The organism is Marinobacter adhaerens HP15 (genome assembly GCF_000166295.1).
In the GTDB taxonomy this organism is placed as follows: domain Bacteria; phylum Pseudomonadota; class Gammaproteobacteria; order Pseudomonadales; family Oleiphilaceae; genus Marinobacter; species Marinobacter adhaerens.
In genome coordinates this window covers 154,346-174,843 of sequence record NC_017506.1, presented here as the reverse complement: position 1 = coordinate 174,843, position 20,498 = coordinate 154,346, and the positions used below count along the sequence as shown (strand labels likewise).

The window sequence follows — 20,498 nt, the reverse complement described above, 5'->3', positions numbered from 1 at the left end:
AGTCCGCGATCAGCGGGGCTGAGACACGTTTCTTGGCCCGGCTTCAATGACGTGTAGTTTGGAGTAAAACAGATGAAAACACGCTTTTTGACAGGGCTTTTGAGCCTGCTGATGCCAGCCTTGGTTATGGCCGGTGAGTACGACCTTACGGTCGACCGGGTAAAAATTGATACCGGCGATTTTGTGAAGGAAGGCATCGGATACAACGGCGCATCCCCGGGGCCGGTTATGCGCTTCAAGGAAGGCGAAAACGTCAAGATCAATGTGACCAATAACCTGGATGAGATGACGTCTATTCACTGGCACGGCCTGATCCTTCCTTTTAACCAGGACGGTGTGCCCGGTATCAGCTTCCCGGGCATCAAGCCGGGTGAAACCTTCACCTATGAATTTCCTATCCAGCAAGCGGGCACTTACTGGTTCCACAGCCACTCTGGATTCCAGGAGCCGGACGGCGCCTATGGTGCCATTGTCATCGAGCCCGAGGGCCGTGAGCCATTCCGCTACGATCGTGAATACGTGGTGCAGTTGACTGATAAGCACCCCCATTCCGGTGACCGCATCATGCGCAACCTGAAAATGATGCCGGATTACTACAACCGCGAGCAGCAAACCGTCGGCGAGTTTTTCTCGGACGTGTCAAAAAATGGCCTGATGAACACCGTCAGTGACCGTATGGCCTGGGGTGGCATGCGGATGATGAAGGCAGACGTTGAAGACGTGCAGGGCTTTACGGGCCTGATCAACGGCAAAGGTCCGGACCAGAACTGGACGGGACTCTTTGAGCCGGGCGAACGCATTCGGCTGCGATTCATCAACTCTTCCGCGATGACCTACTTTGACATCCGGATTCCGGGTTTGGATATGACGGTTGTCCAGGCTGATGGCAACAATGTTCAGCCGGTTAATGTAGACGAATTCCGGATTGGTGTGGCGGAAACCTACGATGTAATCGTGCGTCCGAAAGATGAGCAGGCCTACACCATATTCGCCGAATCCATGGGGCGTTCGGGCTATGCCAGAGCAACACTGGCCCCAGAAGAGGGTATGGAAGCGGCTGTACCGCAACTGCGTGAACCGGCCCGCCTGACTATGGCCGACATGAGCGGTATGCATGGCATGGACCATGGCAGCATGGCCGGTATGGATCATGGCGACATGGATATGAGCAGCTCAGAAGGGATGGGCGGAATGGATCATTCTTCGATGAAAGGAATGGACCACTCAAATATGAAAGGAATGGATCATTCTAACATGGAAGGCATGGATCACGGTTCCATGGCGATGGGTAAAAAAGAAGGTCCAAGTGATCCCTTCTATGCCAAGGGTAGTGGCCTCGTACCCACGGCAGCCAATGGCGGTAAGTTCCTGTCCTACGCTGACCTGAAGGCTCAGGATCCGCTGTATGAAGTTCGCGAGCCGACCCGGGAAATTGAGCTTCGTTTGACCGGCAACATGGAGCGGTATACCTGGAGCATAAATGGCGTTAAGTACGAAGACGCCGATCCGATTCGCCTCAAATACGGTGAGCGGGTCCGTTTCAAGTTTGTTAACGAAACCATGATGACTCACCCCATGCATCTGCACGGTATGTGGTCAATTCTTGATGTTGGCGCAGGCCAGTGGAATCCGATCAAGCACACGGTCAGTGTGCAGCCCGGCACCACCGTTTATATGGAAACCGAAGTCGACGAGCCTGGCCAGTGGGCGTTCCACTGCCACCTTTCTTATCACGCGGCCGCTGGCATGTTCCGCAAGGTGATTGTTGAAGGTGGGCCAGAGTCAACGCAGGCCAAAACAGACGTGGCGGCTGAAGAAGGAGGTGAGGCATGAGTTGTATTCGATCACTTGTTGCGGTCAGTTTCCTTGCCTCTATCGGATTCTCGACGGCGGTGACCGCTCAGGAAATGATCTCCGACACGACCGCTCGTAAACAGCCACTCACAACCTGGGGTGTTCAATTTGAAGAGTTTGAATACCGCTACAGCGACGATGACGAGGAGCTGGGCGTCTGGAATGCGGATGCCTTCTATGGCACCGATGATTTTAAAATCCGGCTGCTCACAACCGGTGAATACGAAATACAGGAGCAGGCCTACGAAACACTGGAAAACCAGTTGGTCGGCCAGATCCCCATCTCCAAGTTCTTCGACGCCAAAGCGGGCGTGCGTTTCGATACTCCGGAGGGGCCGGACCGCACATACGCTGTTCTCGGCGTCGCGGGGCTGGCACCTCAATGGTTCGAGATCGACGCAAATCTGTATGTCAGTAAGGATGGCGATACGTCAGCCGAACTGGACGCTGAGTACGAATTGCTGTTCACCAACTACTGGATTCTGGCGGCAACGCTGGATGCCTCAGTAGCGTTCAGTGAGGATGAAGAGATAGGCGTAGGCAAGGGATTGGTTTCCACCGAAACCGGCCTCCGGCTCAGCTACGACCTGATTGACCGTGCGTTCTCACCCTACGTGGGTGTGGTGCACGAACGTAAGTATGGCGATAGCGCCGACCTGGCCGAGGCGGGCGGCGGTGGCACAGAAGATTGGTTTGCCGTAATCGGCGCTCGAATCGCATTCTGATGCTGAAGGGCCATGGGGAAACCCATGGCCCTTTTTCTTCTATGAATTGATGTAGCTCAAATCCACCTTAAACCTGTATTCGTTTTCAGTAGCAGTTCAGGTTGAAGTGTTTTGATACAGGGAGAAGTCATCAGGAAGAGAGGTGTCACCCCATGACCAAAGCACACAAAGCAACCAATCAGGAGCAGTTTTTGTTGCGCCGGAGAATGGCTGTCGAGGGGCTTGGAGAAGATCAATGGGACGGTCTCATATACGATCTTAATCACCACCCCTGCGTTGATATCGCCGAGCGTAAGCCGAATGGCAAATTACACGTCAATTACGATGGAACCCACTGGTCCGTCGATGAATTATTGGAACTAATCAAGGCTTACGGTGGCCGATTGAAAATGGGGTGGTGGTCCCGGCACAAACTGGCCTGGTACCGGTTTACCGACGACAACGTCCGAGCTAATGCCAAGCATGAGCCATTCTGCTGCTCGAAAATTCCACCCATGAAAAAATGACAGGAGGTTGAATGAGTCGGGAACAAGACCGAACCACTCGTTACCAGGAAGGCAGTCTTACTCTCCCGGGAACCGTTATGCTGGGTACCGGCGTCATGATTGGCGCCGGTATCTTCGCTTTGACCGGGCAGATGGCGCAGATGACCGGAGTTCTTTTCCCATTGGCGTTTCTCGCTGCCGCGGTGATCGTCGGCTTCAGCGCTTACTCGTACATCAAAATCTCCAATGCCTACCCATCAGCCGGGGGCATTGGCATGTACCTGCACAAAGCTTATGGCAACCGGCTACCGACCGCGTTTAATGCTTTGCTGATGTATTTTTCGATGGTGATCGCCCAGAGCTTTCTTGCGCGCACCTTCGGTTCCTACACCATGCAACTTTTCGGCGGGGATGACAGTGGCCGCATGGTGCCTATTCTCGGCGTGGGGCTCATTCTGGCGGCCTTTCTGATCAACCTGCTGGGCAATCGGATGATTCAGGGGGTGGCTTCCTTTATAGGGATCCTGAAAATCGGCGGCATATTGATTTTCGGTTTGGTCGGGGTCTGGATTGCTGACTCGATCTCGGTTGATTTTTCCGATCCGGGAGAAACAGGAACGATTGGTAATTTTCTCGGTGCGACCGCACTGGGCATCTTGGCGTTCAAGGGCTTTACCACCATTACGAACAGCGGCTCGGAAGTCATCGACCCCAAGCGGAATGTAGGGCGAGCTATCATTATTTCCATCGCAGCCTGCGTGGTGATCTACACCCTGGTCGGTTTTGCCGTTGCCAGCAATCTGTCCCTGGCGGAAATCATCAAGACGCAGGACTACTCCCTCGCGGCCGCTGCGCGCCCCGCATTGGGCGAGTATGGCGTCTGGTTTACCGTTGCCATTGCGATGATGGCCACCGCCGGAGGCATTCTGGCCAGTATTTTCGCCGTCTCACGCATGTTGGCCATGCTGACTGAAATGAAGCTGGTCCCCCACAGCCATTTCGGCATGCCGGGAAGCATCCAGAAGCACACGCTGGTTTATACCGTGGTGCTTGGTCTTATCCTCACGGCCTTCTTCGACCTATCCCGAATTGCAGCGCTGGGCATCATTTTTTACCTGATCATGGACATTGCTATCCATTGGGGCGTTCTGCGCTATTTGCGGAAGGATGTGAAGGCCAGTGTGTGGGTGCCTACGATGGCAATTGTTCTGGATTTGCTCGCTCTTGGTGGCTTCGTTTGGGTCAAACTGAATACTGACCCGTTTGTGATCGGCGTAGCGGTTGTCACCATGGCTGTGATTGCCGTGGCTGAACAGGTTTTTCTTAAAAGGGCCGCCAATGCTGGGCAGCTAGGGCAGGAGGAATCTCATGCTCATCATCACTGAATACCAGAATTCGACAGGGAGAGCACTACCATGATGAACAATGACATGTTTGGAAACACCATGTGGGCCGGGCACTGGTTGTGGATGCTGGTGATCGCCATTGTGGTGGTGATTCCGGCTTGGCGTATCTGCCAGCGAACAGGTTACCCGGGGTGGTTGGGCGGGTTGATACTCATCCCCATCGTCAACCTTGTTCTACTCTACTTCATCGCATTTGCAGACTGGCCCTCCGACAAAACAGGAGATCGCAATGGCTGAGCACCATCACGCCCATGATCACCACACCGATAAAGAACCTGGCGAGCACACCGCCAAGGATCCAGTTTGCGGCATGGCAGTGGATCCGCATACCGCGGAACACCGCAGCCAGCATGGCGGCAAAACCTGGTACTTCTGCTCTTCACGCTGCCAGTCAAGGTTTGACGAGGATCCGGAACACTACCTCAGTGGAGAACAGAAGCCGGAAGAAACCGTGGCTCCGGGCACAATGTACACCTGTCCGATGCATCCGGAAATTCGCCAGCAAGGCCCCGGAGATTGCCCCATTTGCGGCATGGCCCTGGAGCCCGAGCAGGTAAGCCTGGACGACGGGCCTTCGGAAGAACTCAAAGACATGACCCGCCGATTCTGGATCGGCCTGGTGTTGGCTCTGCCGGTGCTGGTGCTGGAAATGGGTGGGCACCTTACCGGGCTTGATCACATCATTGCCCCGCAAATGTCTAATTGGATTCAACTGGTGTTGGCAACGCCTGTGGTGCTCTGGTGCGGTTGGCCCTTCTTCGTCCGGGGTTGGAAATCCGTGGTTAGCCGTAACTTGAACATGTTTACGCTCATTGCCATTGGTACCGGCGTCGCGCTGATCTACAGCCTGGTGGCAACCCTGGCGCCGCAGATCTTCCCAGGCGCCTTCCGGCAGGAAGACGGGTCGGTCGCCGTCTACTTCGAGGCGGCTGCTGTCATCGTGGTGCTGGTGCTGCTGGGGCAGGTGCTGGAATTGCGCGCCCGAGAAAAAACCTCCGGCGCCATCAAAGCTCTGTTGGATCTGGCGCCCGCCACAGCCAGGAAGCTGGATGATGATGGCAGTGAGTCTGATGTGTCGCTGGATCAGGTAAAGGTTGGTGACCGTCTCCGAGTGCGCCCTGGAGACAAGGTGCCGCTGGATGGCGAAGTGCTTGAAGGCAGTTCTAACGTGGATGAGTCCATGGTGACCGGTGAGCCCCTGGCGGTTAGTAAGAAATCCGGCGATGAGGTGATCGGCGGCAGCATCAACCAGCAGGGCAGTTTCATCATGCGCGCCGACAAGGTTGGCCGCGATACCATGCTGTCCCAGATCGTTCAGATGGTGGCCAGCGCCCAGCGTAGCCGAGCACCGATCCAGGGGCTGGCTGACAAGGTAGCAGGCTGGTTTGTGCCTGCAGTTATTGTGATTGCTATTGTCGCCTTTATTGCTTGGTCCTTCTTTGGACCCGCACCGCCTATGGCGTTCGGGCTGATTGCAGCGGTCAGTGTTCTGATCATTGCCTGCCCTTGCGCACTTGGCCTGGCGACGCCCATGTCCATCATGGTGGGTGTCGGACGCGGTGCCCAGAGTGGCGTGCTCATTCGCGATGCGGAAGCTCTGGAACGTATGGAGAAGGTGGACACCGTGGTGGTGGATAAAACCGGCACGCTGACAGAGGGCAAGCCGCAAGTCACCCGGCTTGTCGCGGCCAACGGGTTCGATGACAGTAGTCTCATGCGTTATGCAGGCGGCCTGGAGAAAGGCAGTGAGCACCCACTGGCTCACGCCATACTCGATAGAGCCAAGGGCATGGACCTGAAGCTTCCGGATGCGGAAGACTTTGACTCTCCGAATGGTAAAGGGGTTGCCGGTCGAATAGACGGCAAGCGGGTGCTACTTGGTAACCGCCTTCTCATGGAGTCGGAAAATGTCGACACCACGCGATTTGACGACGACGCCGACCAGCTCCGAAAAGATGGTGCTACCGTGATTTTTGCTGCTGTCGACGGAAACGTCGCAGGGTTGCTGGCGATTGCCGATCCGGTCAAGGAAACCACCGAAGCCGCTATTTCCGCGCTGCAAAAAGACGGCATCCGGGTGGTCATGCTGACCGGCGATAACCGCACTTCAGCTGAAGCAGTTGCCCGAAAACTGCATATCGACGAAGTGGAAGCGGAAGTCCTGCCGGAAGATAAGGGCAAGATCGTCCAGCGCCTGAAAGACGAAGGCCGTGTTGTCGTGATGGCGGGTGACGGCGTAAACGATGCGCCTGCACTGGCAACGGCGGATGTCGGTGTGGCCATGGGCACCGGGACCGATGTCGCCATCGAAAGCGCCGGCATTACGCTGCTACGCGGCGACCTGATGGGCATTGTCGAGGCGCGCCGTTTGTCTCTGGCGACCATGCGCAATATCCGTCAGAACCTGTTTTTCGCCTTCGTTTACAACTCCGCCGGTGTTCCGATAGCGGCAGGGGTTTTGTACCCGTTTTTCGGGATACTGCTGTCGCCCATTTTTGCAGCGGCCGCCATGTCGCTGTCCTCGGTCAGCGTGATCGTGAATGCGCTGCGTTTGAGGGTGGTGAAACTCGGGTCAAAGCAATGAACTTCTGAATCATTGGAGGTAGCTATGTCATACACGATCGATCGAGTTATCAAAGATGTCGATTTCGAGGACGTGGACAGAAGAGCGCGTCAGGCCCTCACTGATCACGGGTTCGGTGTGCTGACAGAAATTGATGTCAAAGCCACCATGAAGAAAAAGCTGGACAAGGATATGTTGGCCTATCGGATTCTGGGGGCCTGCAATCCTGGCATGGCCTGGGAAGCCATTGGTGTGGAGCCTCGCGTGGGTGCCATGCTGCCTTGTAACGTTATTCTTCGAGAGGTTTCGGAGGGTATTGAGGTGAGTGCAGTGGATCCAGTGGCTTCCATGAGCGCCATCGATAATGACGAGCTCAAGCAGGTTGCTGGGAAGGTCAGGGATATGCTCTCTGAGGTTGTCGAATCGATCTGAAGCCAGTAGAGGCGTCGATTTGCTGGAGTGCCTCCGGTTTACAATGGGTAAGCAAACTAGCCAGGCGAGCCCCTAGCCCAGCTGAACACTGGAAATGCAAATAGGACTTCTAATTTGATGACGGGATATCTACTGGATGTCAGTCATACTTTGGAGAAGCAAAAAGGGAAAAGATATGGATATAAAGACCTTTGGACAACTGATCGACTGGACGCGCGATCTGCACTCACATCTGGCGAGCTGCCTGTCCCATTGCGCAACAAAGCACGAAGAAGAACGGGCCCGTGCGCTGTTGGATTATCTGGCAACTCATGAATCGGAAATAGAGCGGATCGTGAACGAGTTTGAGCACCAAGGGGATAAGAAGGCACTGGAAACTAGGGTGTACGACTACCTGTCCCATAATCCGATCAAAACTCATCGAACCTGTGACGAGCCTTACGCGAAGCTTGATTTTGATGGTATCTGCCGGGAGGTGTTCGACTTTCATGATCAGATTATTGATCTCTACAAAACGCTGATTGGAAAAGCCGAAATTCCAGAAGCAAAAGAGCTGTTCGAATCTCTTTTGGCGATGGAGGAAAATGAGTCGATGAGACTGGCTCGTCAGGTTGGCCGAATGCAGGATCTATGAGATCCGAGCACTTTTGCTGACGGCTTAATCCCTTTGAATGTTTCCAATTGAGGCTCACCTTCACACCTCAAAGACGGGCGCAAAGCCACCTCCCGGCGTTCGAAAGTTGGTGGCCTGGCCCTGGTACACACGGGCAGCGGCAAGCAGATGTTGCCCGGCATAGGTGTACAAACGGATATCGACCTTTCTGGTGGTGACCGTGCCATCCACTCTCAGGGTGCGTTCTCCGGCGGGAACGAAGTTCTGCGCGATGTAATCACCCTTCAGGATCTCTTCGAAAACGCGGCGGGTTAGTTTTTCGCCCCGATAGACGCCCTTGCTGCCATGGCCCGCTACCGGTTTGAAAAACAGTTTACGCCGGTTGCTCCACAACTCCGCCTCATCACTTGCTGAAACCAGCCGGGTCTTCGGTACAGCTCTATCCAGAAATCCTGCCTCGGTTTCACTCAGGCCCCAGTCGCGCAGGGTTTGGGCATCAGATAGCAGGATCAGGTTCCGTTTGTCGGCCATCAGCGCATGGGCGCGTGGATTGGGCGTGACGACCGCCGCGCCGTCGAGGTAGGCGCGCCTCAGCGCCCCAAGAGCCGGGGCCTCCAAGCCAAAATCCACCAAGCGGTTGTACACCATGTCGATAGGCTTGCCGTGGGCGCTCAGAGCGCCATCAACATACTCAAGCTCCGATGGGTCGAGGATCAAGGTCTCAATGCCTCTGGCCTGGAATAACTGCTGGGCCAGTTGGAATTCCGGGAACATAAACTGGGATTCAGGGGCATCGTCCACAATGGCCAGGCAACCGGGCGTCGAGTCGCCACCTTGCCGTTGCCACTCCTGCTGGAACATGGCAAACACCGCGTCCTCGAACCCATCCAGTGCACGGTTGGTGCCAGCGGTCTGCTGGGACGGGTCACAGCATCGGTGTTGAGCCCGGGCCAATACCGTGTTCAGAAATGCGCCGCCGGCGTTGGTGTTGATTTCGATCAGCTGAGGCCCGTTCTCGCCCAGGTGAAAGTCGTAGCCCATGAAGGCCCCGATGGGGCCTGGATCAAAACCGGCGATGTCCGGCGCCCAGGATAGAGCCCTTTCGCGGTAGGACGGAAGCTCGGTAGCCGATTCGATCGCCTGGACGATCCGCTCCATCGTTGCGATGTCCGCCTGGGGTACAAAAACCGGCGTGTTTGAAAAAAAGTGGTGGAGCTCGGGAGCCGCCGACAGTTCATGCCCGGCCTCTGAAAACTGCTTTTTGAGGCTGTCGGTGAGCGCTTTTCGGTCAAGAGTGATGCAATAACACTGCCGGTTGAGCCGGTCGGCGCGGGATTTGGGTGTCCGCTGGTTTCCCCGGGGTACGTCTTGCATTGGTCGTCCATGGTCATTGTGAATCGTTCGACCTTGATTCTGGTCAAACGAATGCATGTTACGCAACTGTTTTCAGGCCTGTTTCAGCTTGGTGTGGTGGACTGATCGATAATAACCATATCTGAGTTTTCTCAAAAAGGACCCGCTCATGGATCGACGCTTCAAAATCACCTTGGCAATATTTGCCGTTATCGCACTGGTCTTACTCTGGGGAGAACACAAGGTTCATCTGCTTGGCGCTTTGCCTTGGCTGATACTGCTTGCCTGCCCACTGATCCACATCTTTATGCATGGTGGGCACGGCGGACATGGAGGGCATCGCCATCAAGTAGAGCAATCTGGCAAAAGCGTAGAACGGCGTGATGACTAGTGGCACTTCGGATTATGGCCTTTGGAGCCTGGTGGTTTTGAATTCAGCAATTTTCATCTTCTTCGCCTTCAGTTTCTTCAAACCACAGACCCGCCGGGACTGGCGTTCGTTTGGTGCCTTCAGCGCGTTTCTGGTGGCACTGTTCACCGAGATGTACGGGTTCCCGCTGACGCTCTACTTCCTCTCCGGCTGGCTGCAGAGCCAGTATCCCGACGTTAACTGGTTGGCTCACGACAGTGGCCACTTGCTGGAAATGCTGTTTGGTTGGAAGGGGTCCCCACACTTTGGGCCGTTTCATCTCTTGAGCACAGTGTTTATTGGCCTCGGGTTTTATCTGATTGCGGCTGGCTGGCGTACCCTGTATGCCGCGCAAAAGGCAGGGCAGTTGGCCGCAACCGGCCTGTATGCCCACGTTCGCCACCCCCAGTATTCCGGCTTCGTGCTCATCATGTTCGGTTTTCTCCTGCAGTGGCCAACGCTGCTGACGCTGGCCATGTTCCCGGTGCTGGTGTGGATGTACTCGCGCCTGTCTATTCACGAGGAGCGTGAAACAGAAAAAGCGTTCGGCTCCGATTGGCGAGCCTATGCAGCCAGAACTCCCCGTTTTATTCCGCAATTGAGGAATTTGAGGCGCAAGGAAATCGAGGAACAAGAATGATGCATGTGGTAACTATCTCAGCAGGCGTTCTTGCTGTCGCACTAATCAGCGGCTGCGGTAAACAGACGGTGGATGACCGCTGGTACACACAGGCCCAGGTCGAACGCGGCGCAGTGGTCTTCGACGACAACTGCGCAAGCTGCCATGGCGGAAATGCCCAAGGCGCTTTCAATTGGAAAAAGACCCTGAAGGATGGCTCCTATCCGCCGCCACCGCTCAACGGAACAGGCCATGCCTGGCACCATTCCTTCGACACGCTGATGGGTACAATTAGTCAAGGTGGCGCCCCCATGGGTGGGAAAATGCCGGCCTTCGCAGACGAGCTCTCCAGGGACGATCAAAAAGCCGCTATCGCCTATTTCCAAAGCAAATGGGAAAAGCGGATCTACGAAGCATGGTCTGAAAGGAGTGGGCTCTGATACTCAGTTGTTCAGGCAATAAAATGAAACCGACCCCGATACTTACAGGGTCGGTTCTTATTTCTCTCAACTTATAATCTTCGATTCATGAGTGCTTGTGGCTCATCGTTTCTACATTCTGTTCACTGTGCTGATTGTGTTCGGTATTTATTTTACTTGAATTCTTTTTCGTTCTAGCATGCTCTTTGAAATTTTTTGTAAATCGGATTTCGACCGTTTTGTTCGGATAAGTGCGAGCCTCATTAATACGGTCTGCCAAGCCTGAGTTGGCCGAAGCCATTGTTGAAAAAAAAGCTGCGATTGCTGTGATTACCATTACTTTTTTCATGACCTTTCCCCTTTAACCTTAAAATCAGTTGATTATTTCAGCCTGAGTTCAGGTTCGTATGGTTAGATTGTTAACGTCTCCATGAGTTAACTTGGCCGCAGGGTTATCCTGCGGTATTTTTCTCTGCCTTTTCCAGTGCCTTGTGGTAGGCCCGACCCACTTCAGTCGTAATCATTTCCACGCGAGCCTCCATCCCAGGCTCGGACATGCTGTAACGTGTCATCCGCTTGTGTAGGCGTTTCATTTCGTCATTGTTGAGAATGTTTTCTAAGGAGCCCTTACCTTTAGACTGATCATGCGTGGCTTTCATATTCTCATCTGGTGACACGTTGCCAGCAAATGTATATGTTGAGAGAGCAATTGTTGCGGTAAATAAAAGTATGTTCTTCATAATCGAAACCTCCTATTTGGTTGTCGATTATATTTAACCATTGGTTTCTGAAATGGTCCTGAAAAAGAAAAAATAAATATAACTTTAAATTTACAGGTGGGTGGATTAAAAAAAGATGGACAGAAAAACGTTATAAAGATACGGGTTATGGACTTACCTCGGCACCATGGGCACTATCTTTACGGCGGCGCCTGCAATTTGCTCCGCCAATCACAATGTATGAACTGGCTGTAATTAACTCGGCAGCTCTGGAGGAAAGCTCTGGCTCGAATGTTCGCTTTTGTTTAGCTGAGTTCAGAGGATGCCCTGGTCGCAAAGCGAACATTCGAAGTAGCGCCCGGAGCGCCCGGAGCGCCAATTTTCAGCCGTAAAAGGTTACGGATAGTAGAGACTGAAAGCCAGCTACTGCGCCGTTTTCACAAACGTCAGCCTATCAAACTCGTCAGATACTAAGCGTCTGTTAAACAGAAGTATTTGAAGGCTTCTCGATCACTCTACCTTTAGATTTTGCTGGTATTGCAGCATTTGCTCCATCATCAGCTGCATTTGATCCATGCGCTCCTGCATCATCTGAATTTGTTGATCGGTCGTCAGGCCACCACCATCTTTTGGTTTACCACCATTCATCATGTGCTTGCCTCCCATCATGCCCTGTTGTCCCCGCATCATGCCGGGGCCCATCATACCGTGATGCATAAAATCCATTTGCTCTTGCATCGCCTCCCTGTGTTCTCGCATCAATCGTTGTCGTTCTTGCGGTGAAGCTTCATCAGGAATGCGTTTCATCAGCTGGTTCATGTGGGACCAGTTCTGGTGCATCTGCTGCATTTGCTCCTGATCCATCATCATGCCAGGACCATGCCCTTGCCATGAGCCTTGATCACCATGCGCTAGTACGAATGCTGGAAAACCCAACAGCGCAGCGGTTGCTATCAGTCCTTTAATTGAAATCATAAAATTCTCCCCTGAAAGTGAGATGCTCACTCCATCCCGCTTTTAATTGTAGATCTTTATCCAGATAGGCACCGATTTTTTGCGACGAGAGTAAACCAGCTATTGACCCTGTAGTGACTACAGGGTTTTAAATTACGGAACTTCTGCGAGAACCGGAGCCCCAAAAAAATGAGCACCCCCTGCAATGGACAGTGTGGCAGCGAAGATGCTGTCGTAAGCAATGAGTTTAAGAGCCCCGTCACCGCCAAAATAGGCAGTCAGTTCAGCACCTACACCGTGCCAAAAATGGATTGCCCTTCAGAAGAGCGAATGATTCGAATGGCGCTCACGGGCTTTGACAACATTCAATCACTCTCATTCGACCTATCGAATCGAAAGCTGGAAATTATCCATCAGGGCGAAACCGGACCAATTACCAGCAAACTGGAAACCCTGGGGCTGGGCGCTTCCTTGCAGAAGTCAGAAGAGGCCAGCGCTGAGTCCGTCAGAGCGGCTGAATCGTCTAAAACCAACGAAAGCGAAGAATCCGGCACTTTATGGATACTGCTGGCAATCAACGCTCTGATGTTTCTGGTCGAGATGACGATGGGCCTGATCGCCCAGTCTGCTGGCCTGATTGCAGACTCGCTAGACATGCTTGCCGATGCCGCCGTCTACGGTCTCGCGCTTTACGCCGTTGGGCACGGCATCAAAATGCAGGTCAGAGCTGCGCATGTTGCCGGCATTCTCCAACTGATCCTTGCCGCCGGTGTACTGGTTGAAGTCGGCCGGCGTTTTCTGTTCGGTAGTGACCCTCAGTCGTTAATGATGATGACCGTTGCCTCTGTTGCTCTTATTGCGAATATCAGTTGCCTTCTTCTGATCGCAAAACACCGTGAGGGCGGTGCTCACATGAAAGCCAGCTGGATATTTTCAGCCAACGACGTGGTCATCAACCTGGGAGTAATACTTGCGGGACTGCTCGTTGCCTGGACCGGGTCCAACTACCCAGATCTGATTATTGGAGGAATTGTTGGTGCCATCGTATTGATGGGTGCCAAACGCATACTGGCACTGAAAAGCTGAACCTTTCGGGGTCAGGTGGTCGATACTTGGCCGTCGTTTGCCATTCATGGGGAGTGAACATCAATGCACAGTGAATTGAAGGCGTCCTATCTTACGGAGCTTGAAGCGGCACGCGTTGCGGAATGGGCGGGCGATTTCCAAACAGCCTTCACTCACCTTGAGCGAGCCCATATCCTCAGCCAGAAATTTGCTCTGGCGCACACTGCAACCCATCTGCGAATGCTCAGACTAGGGTGGCGGACAAGAGACGTTCGTGAAGTGCTGGGGCAGTCTATTCGAACCATTGCCGCCCTGGTCTTTTCCCGAATTTGGGTTCCGGTCGGAAACACCGGTCGTGCCAACGTCAGCGCGTTTGCACCCATGCCGGTGCCCGAAGACTTGGCAGAGATACTGGGAAAAAGCGCGGTCAGTATGGTTGCTCACAACGTACCGAAGAATCGGCGGCTCCCTTGACCCTATAGTTGCTACAGGGTTCATAACTAGACCAACATCGTTGTTGATCATTGATAGAGGCAAAAATGCACGATCACAGTCACGGTCACGACCACAGCCATCATTTCGACACCCATAACCGCTCCTTTGCGATTGCTGTGTTCCTCAACATCCTGTTTGTCGTCATCGAAGCGGTGTACGGGGTCATATCCGGCTCGCTGGCGCTGCTTGCCGATGCCGGCCACAACCTCAGCGATGTTATGGGGTTGATCATGGCCTGGGCAGCCAGTTGGCTGGCCAGCAAAGCGGCAACCAACGCAAAGACCTATGGCCTGAAGAAAACCACGATTCTGGCGGCCCTGTTTAACGCTCTGATTCTGATCGCCGCTGTCGGTGGCATTACCTGGGAAGCCCTTCAGCGCCTGACAGATCCTGCCGACGTCGCTGGTCTGACCGTGGTGATCGTGGCTGGCATTGGCGTACTGATCAACGGCGCAACCATGATGCTCTTTCTCAAAGGGCAGAAAGGGGACATCAATATCCGGGGCGCTTTCTTGCATATGGCCGCAGATACCGCAGTGTCGGTCGGCGTCGTGATCTCCGGCACGATACTGATGTTCACCAACCTGACCTGGATTGATCCAATTGTGAGTCTCGTTATTGCCGTTGTGATCTTTGTGGGCACCTGGCAGTTACTGAAGGACTCCGTAAACCTGGCGGTGGATGCTGTTCCCAAGGGGATTGATCCTTCGGCTGTCCATGAGCGTCTTGAACGATTGCCAGGAGTAATATCGGCCCATCACCTACACATCTGGGCCCTGAGTACCACCGAAAACGCGCTAACCGTTCACCTAGTGAAACCCGACCCCGAGAGTGACGACCAGGTGATCAGTGAGGCCGCTGAAATGCTGAATCAGCACTTTGGAATCCAGCATACGACCGTTCAGTGGGAGCGTTGTGAGGGCCAGTGCCCAAATACATTGCTTTGCTGAATATTGGAAAGATGTGGCGCACGCTTAGTGGCAGCCGATATTTCGGCTGCCTGGTTTATAACGCTTAACTAAGCTATTTCCAATTTTCCGTTCTTTAAACCCCGCTGAATTGCTGGCCCCATCGCGGCGCCCGCTTGTGCACCGGCAGTGGCAGCTGCATAACCGTCGTAGATACCGGCAGACGCACCGACCACACCAGCGGTTTTCTTTCCGTAGTTATTCTTGCCAATCCTCCGGGACAGGCAGTTGGGGCATTGTTCAGACATTGGAAATTACCTCTGTGAATTGGGAGGGAAGGCACTTTCAGTGCCCTGGTTCACAGAGGTGATATAGGTTTAAGATTTTTTTGATTGCCCTGATCCAGTGCTTGACGTATGAGCAGCTCAAGGGTTTTATTATGACCTTCGGTATTTAATCCGGGTCGACCAATGCTCTTCCGAAACGTCACCACCGCATTGCTAAGTATTCTGCTTTTGCTCGGCACCGTACCATCGGGTCTAGCTGGGGTAGCAATGGGTGCCACTGACGCGATTGGCAGTGAGACTCATTGCCGCGGAATGGGTCAAGGTTATCCAGCTGATATGGAATCTGGCACCGCCAAGGTACCGACGAACTGCAGTGATCCTGAGAAGATGAACTGTTTGCGGATCGCAGCGCAATGCCCCTTAATACCGTTATATGCGCTGACAGGCACAAGCTCCGTTCCAAGTATTCAGCTCACCACAGGTTTTCGTGCCGCACCGATCAGTGCGGAATACCAGAGCCCTATTGCAGACGTTCTCACGCCCCCACCTGATTCTCGCTCCTGAACCACTGTTCCGCCGAGTCCGTGCTCCAAAGCTCGGCACAAGAATATCCGCTCGAACACAAAAGCAGTTCTGGCAATGGCTACACGGGTCCGGATCTGCGCGTAAGGAGAATGACGATGAAAACCACTACGTTCAAAATGATCGGTGCAGGTGCTGTTCTTACCGCCGCCATCGCTAGCGTTTCCGCTTTTGCCCACAAACCTGAACAGCAAGGTATGGGCATGATGGGCGAACACATGGAGACCATGGGCGGCATGATGGGAATGATGTCCGGCATGTCCGCCGAGGATCGTTCCAAAATGCAGGCGGCGTGCATGAAGATGATGCAGAGCCACAACAAAGCGTCGCCATCAAGCAATCAGGACGAATCCAGCCAATAACTAATCAAGAGCCCATGGCTGGTGACGCGCTAAAACCTGCGACACCAGCCTCACTCAAATCATTTGACAGGAACACTCTATGAGAACCTCCATCGCTGCCGGCTCAATCGCTCTTGCTTTGAGCACTCTTTCTACGGGATTCCAGCTTCACGCCGCCGAACCCACTCTCGAAAACGGCGTATCGGGTAAAGCCGATCATGCCATTACCGTTTACAAGAGTCCCAATTGTTCATGCTGTGCCGACTGGGCAGAGCATCTTGAGAACAACGGATTCGACGTGACCATTGAGAACACAAGCAACATCAACGAAGTCAAAATCCAGCATCAGATTCCACGGGACATGGCATCCTGCCACACGGGTATCATCGATGGCTTGGTGATCGAGGGTCATGTTCCAGCAGACGACATCAAGGCATACCTTGATTCACCGTCACAACCATTCGGCGACAACGCCGTCGGCCTCGCGGTCCCTGGCATGCCTCATGGCACGCCTGGTATGGAAACAGGCAGGCAGGATAACTATGACGTGATGGCATTTACCGCCGACGGCATGGCTCAAAGCGTCAAACGATACGAGTTCTGATATGCCGGACCTCGCAACCTGGGGCACTCTGGCCGCCTTTCTCGGCGGCCTTGTGTCCTTCTTCTCCCCTTGTACCCTTCCGCTCGTACCGGGTTATCTATCCGTTGTGACCGGCGGCGCGGTAAGCGAAGCCTCAAATAGGTTGAAGGCTTTTTGGTTGAGCCTTTGTTTTGTGATGGGATTCAGCCTGGTTTTTGTCGCGCTCGGTGCGAGCGCCAGCCTCCTGGGCCAATGGCTGATGGCCTACCGTCAGGAAGCCAACCTGGTGGCAGGCACACTAATTGTGCTGATGGGGCTGTTCATGCTGGGTTGGTGGAGCATGCCCGCTCTGCAACGTGACTGGCGCCTCGGGCAGACACTCGAAGGTGGGCGGCCGACGGCGGCCTTTGTACTGGGCGTCGCCTTTGCCGTCGGCTGGACGCCCTGTATCGGCCCCATACTTGGTGCCATTCTGGCTCTGAGCTCTACGCATGCCAACGCCGAAACGGGAATGCTGTATCTGGCAATATACTCGTTGGGACTGGCGTTGCCTTTTCTTGGGACCGCCCTGTTCATTGAGCATTTCCGCAAGCGCGTGCGCGGCTTGAGCCGCTGGAGTAGGTTTCTGAGAGCGCTAGCTGGTTTGGTTTTGATTGTCATGGGCGTGATGGTGTTAACCGGTCAAATGACTCTATTTGCCACCTGGATGCTGTCCACATTTCCAGTGCTGGGAAAGCTCGGCTAATGTTTTTCTAAAAGCGGAGGTCCCGGTGCCCCGCTTCTAGAATCTCAACAACGATCCCACTCAAACCTCTGGGGCTTCACTGATTCCAGTGTGCAATGACGCAATTAGAGGACATTGAACATCCCCTTTTTGAATATGGCATCGGGTGACCATATCGCTCAGAACACCTTCAATCCTCTCCAGCTTTTTGATCTTTCCACGCACGGACTCCAGTTTGTGCTCGGCCAGGACACTGGCTTCCTGGCAGTAGGCACCATCTTCCAGCCGAAGCAAGTCGATAATCTCATCGAGACTGAAGCCCAGGTTCTGCGCCGATTTCACGAACGTCAATCGATCGATATTGGACTTACCCCGATATATTGAGCACTATCTTTACGGCGGCAGCGCCTGCAATTTGCTCCGCCAATCACACTGGATAAACTGGCTGTGATTAAGTCGTCAGCTCTGGAGGAAAGCTCTGGCTCGATGTTCGCTATTGTTTAACAGCTGAACTTTGATCGATAGTTGTCATGAACGGCAACGCTGCAGAAAGTCTTGGATCCACACAGTCTCGGATGGTCGAGGTTCTAGCTGGTATTTCTTCGTGATTCTCGAGAACCGCGCCACGTAAGAACACTGACCAGACGGCGGCAACCATTCCGTGGGCCCCTTTGCACCTTTACTACGATTAAGCGATGCCTCGACCGGCAGAAGATTTACGGGGTCATTGGCAAACCGTTCTCGATTTGCGTCACTCCAGTGATTGGCCCCCCGATCCCAGGCCCATTTCAATGGAACGACATGATCGATGTCCGCTTCAGACGCATTTTGAATGACATTTCCCGAGAAAGGGCTTATCCACCTGCCGGTCACGACCCGGCAGCGTCGATCTGTTGCGAATCTGACCGGTGTTGATGACATCTGAACGAGCGCTTCTGCCCTACTGTCCTGACAATCACCATCAGAATCATCCCATCCGTGGCCAAAGGCAGTTCTGGAGTAGCTCCCTGAATCAGAGGGCTTAATTGTTCGCCGGTCACTGGCGGAAGGACGAGCGATTCCTTTTGGCAGGCGTCCCCCAGCTGCAAGGCAGGCTTCGACCGAACCAAACGGCTGAAAGTTTTTGGTGCGGTCGTACCAGCTGCTCTGCGGTGGGTGACAAATCCCGCTGCTCGACATTTTAACAACAGATGCGAAAGCTGGATTTAAGGCGGCAAGAAGGACAAATACGACGATCTTAATTACTGCATTGATCAAGGCTTCTAGTTCCTAATGTACCTGGAATAGTCAAAACTGAGGTTCGGTGCAGCTCAAGTACGTCCTGATTCATCGTCCGTGGAAACGGACTCGCCCCTTTTCTCCATCACTTCAGCCAGGAGTTCTTCGGCTACAGGATCTGTCTCTCCACCATTCTCTCGAATCACCATATACCAGCCGAGAATCAACCCGACGATATTGTCCTCAGGGCCTTCTTCGAGATTCTTCAGAGGAAGTCCCTCGCTGCTCTCACAGATTTGTTTGACTACGTCCCATTCGAATTCAATTTTGCCTGTCTCTGGGCGTTTCAGCCCGAGATCTGAGAACGAAAGATGGTCGGGAATGACCACACGAGCCTTACGTTGCTCCATTAAAGAGTCCCTTATTGAATCAGATTCTCAGACCTTAATCGTCCATAGCCTATCGATCAAATTCATGAATAGCATTCCAAAGGTGAACTCCGAGCCATCGAGCCAGGCGTTCGCAATCATCCATGAGCGCAGTCCTTCCAGCCGAGGTCAAAGGTTGGCGTTGTGTGAAAACTTCGCGTCGAGATTTGTCGCTGACGACCACGTTCAGCTGATAAACAACACCGGCTGATTTCAGTTCGCCATCTGAGTAAAAGTAAGAAATCAGCTGAAGTGCATGAATGTCGGCCAGCGCTACTGCAACTTTGTGCCGGGATTGGCTTGGACCTTTCCAGAAGGTTCCTGATTTCCGATCAAACACAGGACGACTCGCCGAGCGATAGAGGATGTAGCCAATTGTGAGGTAACTGGGAACCAGGATGAACGGTGTAATAAAAGCGATGGTGCTCCAGGTATCGACAACCAGAATCATCGGCAGCGTGATCAGAACAGGTAGCAGAGTCAGCAGGATCTTCAGAGAGGGCGGCAATGCGAATGTCAGAGCCAATGGCCCAACTGGTGCCAGTCTTCGACGAAGAAGTACGCTTCGTGTGTCCATGGGCGACCATGGAATCTTACTGGCAACATGGTCCGCAAACTGGCTTGTATCGACGGGCCCGGGATTGAAGCGATGCTTCATGCGAGCGCGGAACTCAGCCCACCCCAGCAATTTCAGGACAGTTTCTTTCATGGTTTTGGTTGGGAACTACGATTTCCGTTACTGGCAGACGTTGCCCCAGCCAGAGCGTTCAGGACCAACAAAGCAACGACATAGAGCAACATCCAGGGAGCCGACAATAGCAGCATCAGCGGCCAAAGGTTGCTGGCCAGAATGAATGCGACGATTGTATAGGCGCTGATAAGAGCACCAATGACCGCTGAAACGACGGCAGCGGACCTCCAATGGCCGCGAAGAACTCTCAAACTGACAAGTTGGAGAATGATGTAGGCAGCAAAAGCCAGAAACAGCAGTTCAATCTTCAACAGCACACCTAATTTTTGGGCCGACCTCGATCCAGTCTAGGAGAGACTCATGGGTTTCACCTAGCTCCGTTGGTTGGATGTTCACCGAGCCGTAGCCTCCATCAGGAGTGATTGCGTATGCCGCCACTCTAAAGGCCTCAATCCCGGATGACAGAACGGCGATAACCTTTGAGTCAGAATCGGCGACAATTGCACAGCGTCCCGAATAGCCTACAGGCAGGTAGCTGGTTGCCATATCGCCGCCGATTTCAACTGCAGTCTGAGCAATGACGATTCCACTTGCCCGTGTCGTCATGTTTAGAACCTACCTTTTT

The 20,498-nt window shown here is 53.6% G+C and carries 27 protein-coding genes and 1 pseudogene; 17 read left to right on the top strand and 11 right to left on the bottom strand.

Translation table 11 applies throughout. The features are described from left to right. The first annotated feature begins 72 nt into the window (after positions 1-72). The 8 genes from HP15_RS00880 to HP15_RS00845 all read left to right on the top strand — a co-directional run bounded on the left by HP15_RS00880 (position 73) and on the right by HP15_RS00845 (position 8,099). A complete protein-coding gene (locus HP15_RS00880) occupies positions 73-1,833 on the top strand; it encodes a copper resistance system multicopper oxidase (RefSeq protein ID WP_014575803.1) in 1,761 nt (586 codons plus the stop codon). Continuing rightward, on the top strand, positions 1,830-2,579 hold the full coding sequence (locus tag HP15_RS00875) for a copper resistance protein B (protein ID WP_014575802.1): 750 nt from the start codon (positions 1,830-1,832) through the stop codon (positions 2,577-2,579). Before HP15_RS00880 ends, HP15_RS00875 begins: the two co-directional genes overlap by 4 nt. A gap of 152 nt (positions 2,580-2,731) precedes the next feature. Then, the gene (locus tag HP15_RS00870; RefSeq protein ID WP_014575801.1) at positions 2,732-3,085 is read left to right on the top strand and encodes a hypothetical protein; all 354 of its coding nucleotides are present in this window, start codon (positions 2,732-2,734) and stop codon (positions 3,083-3,085) included. A gap of 11 nt (positions 3,086-3,096) precedes the next feature. After that, positions 3,097-4,449: an APC family permease gene (locus tag HP15_RS00865; protein ID WP_014575800.1), complete on the top strand. Its 1,353-nt coding sequence runs from the start codon at positions 3,097-3,099 to the stop codon at positions 4,447-4,449. A 30-nt stretch (positions 4,450-4,479) separates the two neighbouring features. Next, positions 4,480-4,707, top strand: coding sequence for a hypothetical protein (locus HP15_RS00860; protein WP_004578676.1), 228 nt, complete (start codon positions 4,480-4,482; stop codon positions 4,705-4,707). Beyond that, positions 4,700-7,054, top strand: coding sequence for a heavy metal translocating P-type ATPase (locus tag HP15_RS00855; RefSeq protein WP_041644886.1), 2,355 nt, complete (start codon positions 4,700-4,702; stop codon positions 7,052-7,054). The genes HP15_RS00860 and HP15_RS00855 overlap by 8 nt, the downstream gene beginning before the upstream one ends. 24 nt (positions 7,055-7,078) lie before the next feature. After that, on the top strand, positions 7,079-7,465 hold the full coding sequence (locus HP15_RS00850; RefSeq protein ID WP_004578679.1) for a DUF302 domain-containing protein: 387 nt from the start codon (positions 7,079-7,081) through the stop codon (positions 7,463-7,465). Positions 7,466-7,640: 175 nt separating this feature from the next. Further along, entirely contained in the window at positions 7,641-8,099 is a 459-nt protein-coding gene (locus tag HP15_RS00845) for a hypothetical protein (RefSeq protein ID WP_004578680.1), read from the top strand. Between the two features lie 60 nt (positions 8,100-8,159). Here the strand turns inward: HP15_RS00845 and HP15_RS00840 are convergent, their stop codons facing one another. Beyond that, positions 8,160-9,452, bottom strand: coding sequence for an ATP-grasp domain-containing protein (locus HP15_RS00840; RefSeq protein ID WP_004578681.1), 1,293 nt, complete (start codon positions 9,450-9,452; stop codon positions 8,160-8,162). Positions 9,453-9,600: 148 nt separating this feature from the next. Between HP15_RS00840 and HP15_RS00835 the strand changes: the two genes are divergently transcribed. From HP15_RS00835 to HP15_RS00825, 3 genes are read left to right on the top strand one after another with little or no spacing between them, the layout of a single operon-like run. Further along, the gene (locus HP15_RS00835; protein WP_040882146.1) at positions 9,601-9,822 is read left to right on the top strand and encodes a DUF2933 domain-containing protein; all 222 of its coding nucleotides are present in this window, start codon (positions 9,601-9,603) and stop codon (positions 9,820-9,822) included. Further along, a complete protein-coding gene (locus HP15_RS00830) occupies positions 9,815-10,480 on the top strand; it encodes an isoprenylcysteine carboxylmethyltransferase family protein (RefSeq protein WP_004578683.1) in 666 nt (221 codons plus the stop codon). Before HP15_RS00835 ends, HP15_RS00830 begins: the two co-directional genes overlap by 8 nt. Next, positions 10,477-10,899: a c-type cytochrome gene (locus HP15_RS00825; RefSeq protein ID WP_227499680.1), complete on the top strand. Its 423-nt coding sequence runs from the start codon at positions 10,477-10,479 to the stop codon at positions 10,897-10,899. The genes HP15_RS00830 and HP15_RS00825 overlap by 4 nt, the downstream gene beginning before the upstream one ends. Positions 10,900-10,984: 85 nt before the next feature. On the opposite strand, the gene HP15_RS22255 is transcribed toward HP15_RS00825, so the two are convergent. From HP15_RS22255 to HP15_RS00810, 3 genes are all read right to left on the bottom strand, one after another. Then, positions 10,985-11,227 (bottom strand): hypothetical protein, encoded by a 243-nt coding sequence (locus HP15_RS22255; protein WP_041644884.1) that lies wholly within the window; start codon positions 11,225-11,227, stop codon positions 10,985-10,987. A gap of 103 nt (positions 11,228-11,330) precedes the next feature. Beyond that, positions 11,331-11,618 carry a hypothetical protein gene (locus tag HP15_RS00815; protein ID WP_004578686.1) on the bottom strand — a complete coding sequence of 96 codons (288 nt, stop codon included), beginning with the start codon at positions 11,616-11,618 and terminating at the stop codon, positions 11,331-11,333. A 489-nt stretch (positions 11,619-12,107) separates the two neighbouring features. After that, entirely contained in the window at positions 12,108-12,572 is a 465-nt protein-coding gene (locus HP15_RS00810) for a hypothetical protein (protein ID WP_004578687.1), read from the bottom strand. Positions 12,573-12,740: 168 nt separating this feature from the next. Between HP15_RS00810 and HP15_RS00805 the strand changes: the two genes are divergently transcribed. The 3 genes from HP15_RS00805 to HP15_RS00795 all read left to right on the top strand — a co-directional run bounded on the left by HP15_RS00805 (position 12,741) and on the right by HP15_RS00795 (position 15,061). Next, entirely contained in the window at positions 12,741-13,637 is an 897-nt protein-coding gene (locus HP15_RS00805) for a cation transporter (protein WP_004578688.1), read from the top strand. Between the two features lie 63 nt (positions 13,638-13,700). Beyond that, on the top strand, positions 13,701-14,090 hold the full coding sequence (locus HP15_RS00800) for a DUF3703 domain-containing protein (RefSeq protein ID WP_004578689.1): 390 nt from the start codon (positions 13,701-13,703) through the stop codon (positions 14,088-14,090). Between the two features lie 65 nt (positions 14,091-14,155). Continuing rightward, entirely contained in the window at positions 14,156-15,061 is a 906-nt protein-coding gene (locus HP15_RS00795) for a cation diffusion facilitator family transporter (RefSeq protein WP_004578690.1), read from the top strand. Positions 15,062-15,129: 68 nt separating this feature from the next. Here the strand turns inward: HP15_RS00795 and HP15_RS00790 are convergent, their stop codons facing one another. Next, positions 15,130-15,327 (bottom strand): hypothetical protein, encoded by a 198-nt coding sequence (locus HP15_RS00790; protein WP_014575789.1) that lies wholly within the window; start codon positions 15,325-15,327, stop codon positions 15,130-15,132. Between the two features lie 659 nt (positions 15,328-15,986). Between HP15_RS00790 and HP15_RS00785 the strand changes: the two genes are divergently transcribed. From HP15_RS00785 to HP15_RS00775, 3 genes are all read left to right on the top strand, one after another. After that, positions 15,987-16,250: a hypothetical protein gene (locus tag HP15_RS00785; protein ID WP_004578691.1), complete on the top strand. Its 264-nt coding sequence runs from the start codon at positions 15,987-15,989 to the stop codon at positions 16,248-16,250. 79 nt (positions 16,251-16,329) lie between these two features. Beyond that, complete coding sequence (locus tag HP15_RS00780) at positions 16,330-16,833, top strand: DUF411 domain-containing protein (protein WP_004578692.1); 504 nt, start codon at positions 16,330-16,332, stop codon at positions 16,831-16,833. A gap of 1 nt (position 16,834) precedes the next feature. After that, positions 16,835-17,557: a cytochrome c biogenesis CcdA family protein gene (locus HP15_RS00775; RefSeq protein WP_004578693.1), complete on the top strand. Its 723-nt coding sequence runs from the start codon at positions 16,835-16,837 to the stop codon at positions 17,555-17,557. 60 nt (positions 17,558-17,617) lie between these two features. Here the strand turns inward: HP15_RS00775 and HP15_RS00770 are convergent. The 6 genes and pseudogenes from HP15_RS00770 to HP15_RS00750 all read right to left on the bottom strand — a co-directional run. Next, a pseudogene (locus HP15_RS00770) lies at positions 17,618-17,890 on the bottom strand (MerR family DNA-binding protein); the annotation flags it as partial. A 174-nt stretch (positions 17,891-18,064) separates the two neighbouring features. Beyond that, complete coding sequence (locus tag HP15_RS21815; protein WP_227499679.1) at positions 18,065-18,793, bottom strand: HNH endonuclease family protein; 729 nt, start codon at positions 18,791-18,793, stop codon at positions 18,065-18,067. A gap of 53 nt (positions 18,794-18,846) precedes the next feature. Then, positions 18,847-19,164: a hypothetical protein gene (locus tag HP15_RS00765; RefSeq protein ID WP_014575787.1), complete on the bottom strand. Its 318-nt coding sequence runs from the start codon at positions 19,162-19,164 to the stop codon at positions 18,847-18,849. 49 nt (positions 19,165-19,213) lie between these two features. Continuing rightward, positions 19,214-19,891, bottom strand: a complete 678-nt coding sequence (locus HP15_RS00760) for a hypothetical protein (RefSeq protein WP_014575786.1) — start codon at positions 19,889-19,891, stop codon at positions 19,214-19,216. Next, positions 19,888-20,184 carry a hypothetical protein gene (locus HP15_RS00755; protein ID WP_169702124.1) on the bottom strand — a complete coding sequence of 99 codons (297 nt, stop codon included), beginning with the start codon at positions 20,182-20,184 and terminating at the stop codon, positions 19,888-19,890. Before HP15_RS00755 ends, HP15_RS00760 begins: the two co-directional genes overlap by 4 nt. Next, on the bottom strand, positions 20,174-20,479 hold the full coding sequence (locus HP15_RS00750) for a hypothetical protein (protein ID WP_041644881.1): 306 nt from the start codon (positions 20,477-20,479) through the stop codon (positions 20,174-20,176). Before HP15_RS00750 ends, HP15_RS00755 begins: the two co-directional genes overlap by 11 nt. Positions 20,480-20,498 lie beyond the last annotated feature (19 nt).

Excerpts from the sequence above, each read along its gene's own strand:
- HP15_RS00855 (WP_041644886.1), top strand. The coding sequence starts at position 4,700 with ATGGCTGAGCACCATCACGCCCATGATCACCACACCGATAAAGAACCT.
- HP15_RS00870 (WP_014575801.1), top strand. The coding sequence starts at position 2,732 with ATGACCAAAGCACACAAAGCAACCAATCAGGAGCAGTTTTTGTTGCGC.
- HP15_RS00830 (WP_004578683.1), top strand. The coding sequence starts at position 9,815 with ATGACTAGTGGCACTTCGGATTATGGCCTTTGGAGCCTGGTGGTTTTG.
- HP15_RS00760 (WP_014575786.1), bottom strand. The coding sequence starts at position 19,891 with ATGAAAGAAACTGTCCTGAAATTGCTGGGGTGGGCTGAGTTCCGCGCT.
- HP15_RS00785 (WP_004578691.1), top strand. The coding sequence starts at position 15,987 with ATGAAAACCACTACGTTCAAAATGATCGGTGCAGGTGCTGTTCTTACC.
- HP15_RS00775 (WP_004578693.1), top strand. The coding sequence starts at position 16,835 with ATGCCGGACCTCGCAACCTGGGGCACTCTGGCCGCCTTTCTCGGCGGC.
- HP15_RS00800 (WP_004578689.1), top strand. The coding sequence starts at position 13,701 with ATGCACAGTGAATTGAAGGCGTCCTATCTTACGGAGCTTGAAGCGGCA.
- HP15_RS00850 (WP_004578679.1), top strand. The coding sequence starts at position 7,079 with ATGTCATACACGATCGATCGAGTTATCAAAGATGTCGATTTCGAGGAC.
- HP15_RS00750 (WP_041644881.1), bottom strand. The coding sequence starts at position 20,479 with ATGACGACACGGGCAAGTGGAATCGTCATTGCTCAGACTGCAGTTGAA.
- HP15_RS00835 (WP_040882146.1), top strand. The coding sequence starts at position 9,601 with ATGGATCGACGCTTCAAAATCACCTTGGCAATATTTGCCGTTATCGCA.
- HP15_RS00860 (WP_004578676.1), top strand. The coding sequence starts at position 4,480 with ATGATGAACAATGACATGTTTGGAAACACCATGTGGGCCGGGCACTGG.
- HP15_RS00875 (WP_014575802.1), top strand. The coding sequence starts at position 1,830 with ATGAGTTGTATTCGATCACTTGTTGCGGTCAGTTTCCTTGCCTCTATC.
- HP15_RS00865 (WP_014575800.1), top strand. The coding sequence starts at position 3,097 with ATGAGTCGGGAACAAGACCGAACCACTCGTTACCAGGAAGGCAGTCTT.
- HP15_RS00795 (WP_004578690.1), top strand. The coding sequence starts at position 14,156 with ATGCACGATCACAGTCACGGTCACGACCACAGCCATCATTTCGACACC.
- HP15_RS00805 (WP_004578688.1), top strand. The coding sequence starts at position 12,741 with ATGAGCACCCCCTGCAATGGACAGTGTGGCAGCGAAGATGCTGTCGTA.
- HP15_RS00765 (WP_014575787.1), bottom strand. The coding sequence starts at position 19,164 with ATGGAGCAACGTAAGGCTCGTGTGGTCATTCCCGACCATCTTTCGTTC.
- HP15_RS00790 (WP_014575789.1), bottom strand. The coding sequence starts at position 15,327 with ATGTCTGAACAATGCCCCAACTGCCTGTCCCGGAGGATTGGCAAGAAT.
- HP15_RS00780 (WP_004578692.1), top strand. The coding sequence starts at position 16,330 with ATGAGAACCTCCATCGCTGCCGGCTCAATCGCTCTTGCTTTGAGCACT.
- HP15_RS00825 (WP_227499680.1), top strand. The coding sequence starts at position 10,477 with ATGATGCATGTGGTAACTATCTCAGCAGGCGTTCTTGCTGTCGCACTA.
- HP15_RS00840 (WP_004578681.1), bottom strand. The coding sequence starts at position 9,452 with ATGCAAGACGTACCCCGGGGAAACCAGCGGACACCCAAATCCCGCGCC.
- HP15_RS00815 (WP_004578686.1), bottom strand. The coding sequence starts at position 11,618 with ATGAAGAACATACTTTTATTTACCGCAACAATTGCTCTCTCAACATAT.
- HP15_RS00845 (WP_004578680.1), top strand. The coding sequence starts at position 7,641 with ATGGATATAAAGACCTTTGGACAACTGATCGACTGGACGCGCGATCTG.
- HP15_RS00880 (WP_014575803.1), top strand. The coding sequence starts at position 73 with ATGAAAACACGCTTTTTGACAGGGCTTTTGAGCCTGCTGATGCCAGCC.
- HP15_RS00810 (WP_004578687.1), bottom strand. The coding sequence starts at position 12,572 with ATGATTTCAATTAAAGGACTGATAGCAACCGCTGCGCTGTTGGGTTTT.
- HP15_RS22255 (WP_041644884.1), bottom strand. The coding sequence starts at position 11,227 with ATGAAAAAAGTAATGGTAATCACAGCAATCGCAGCTTTTTTTTCAACA.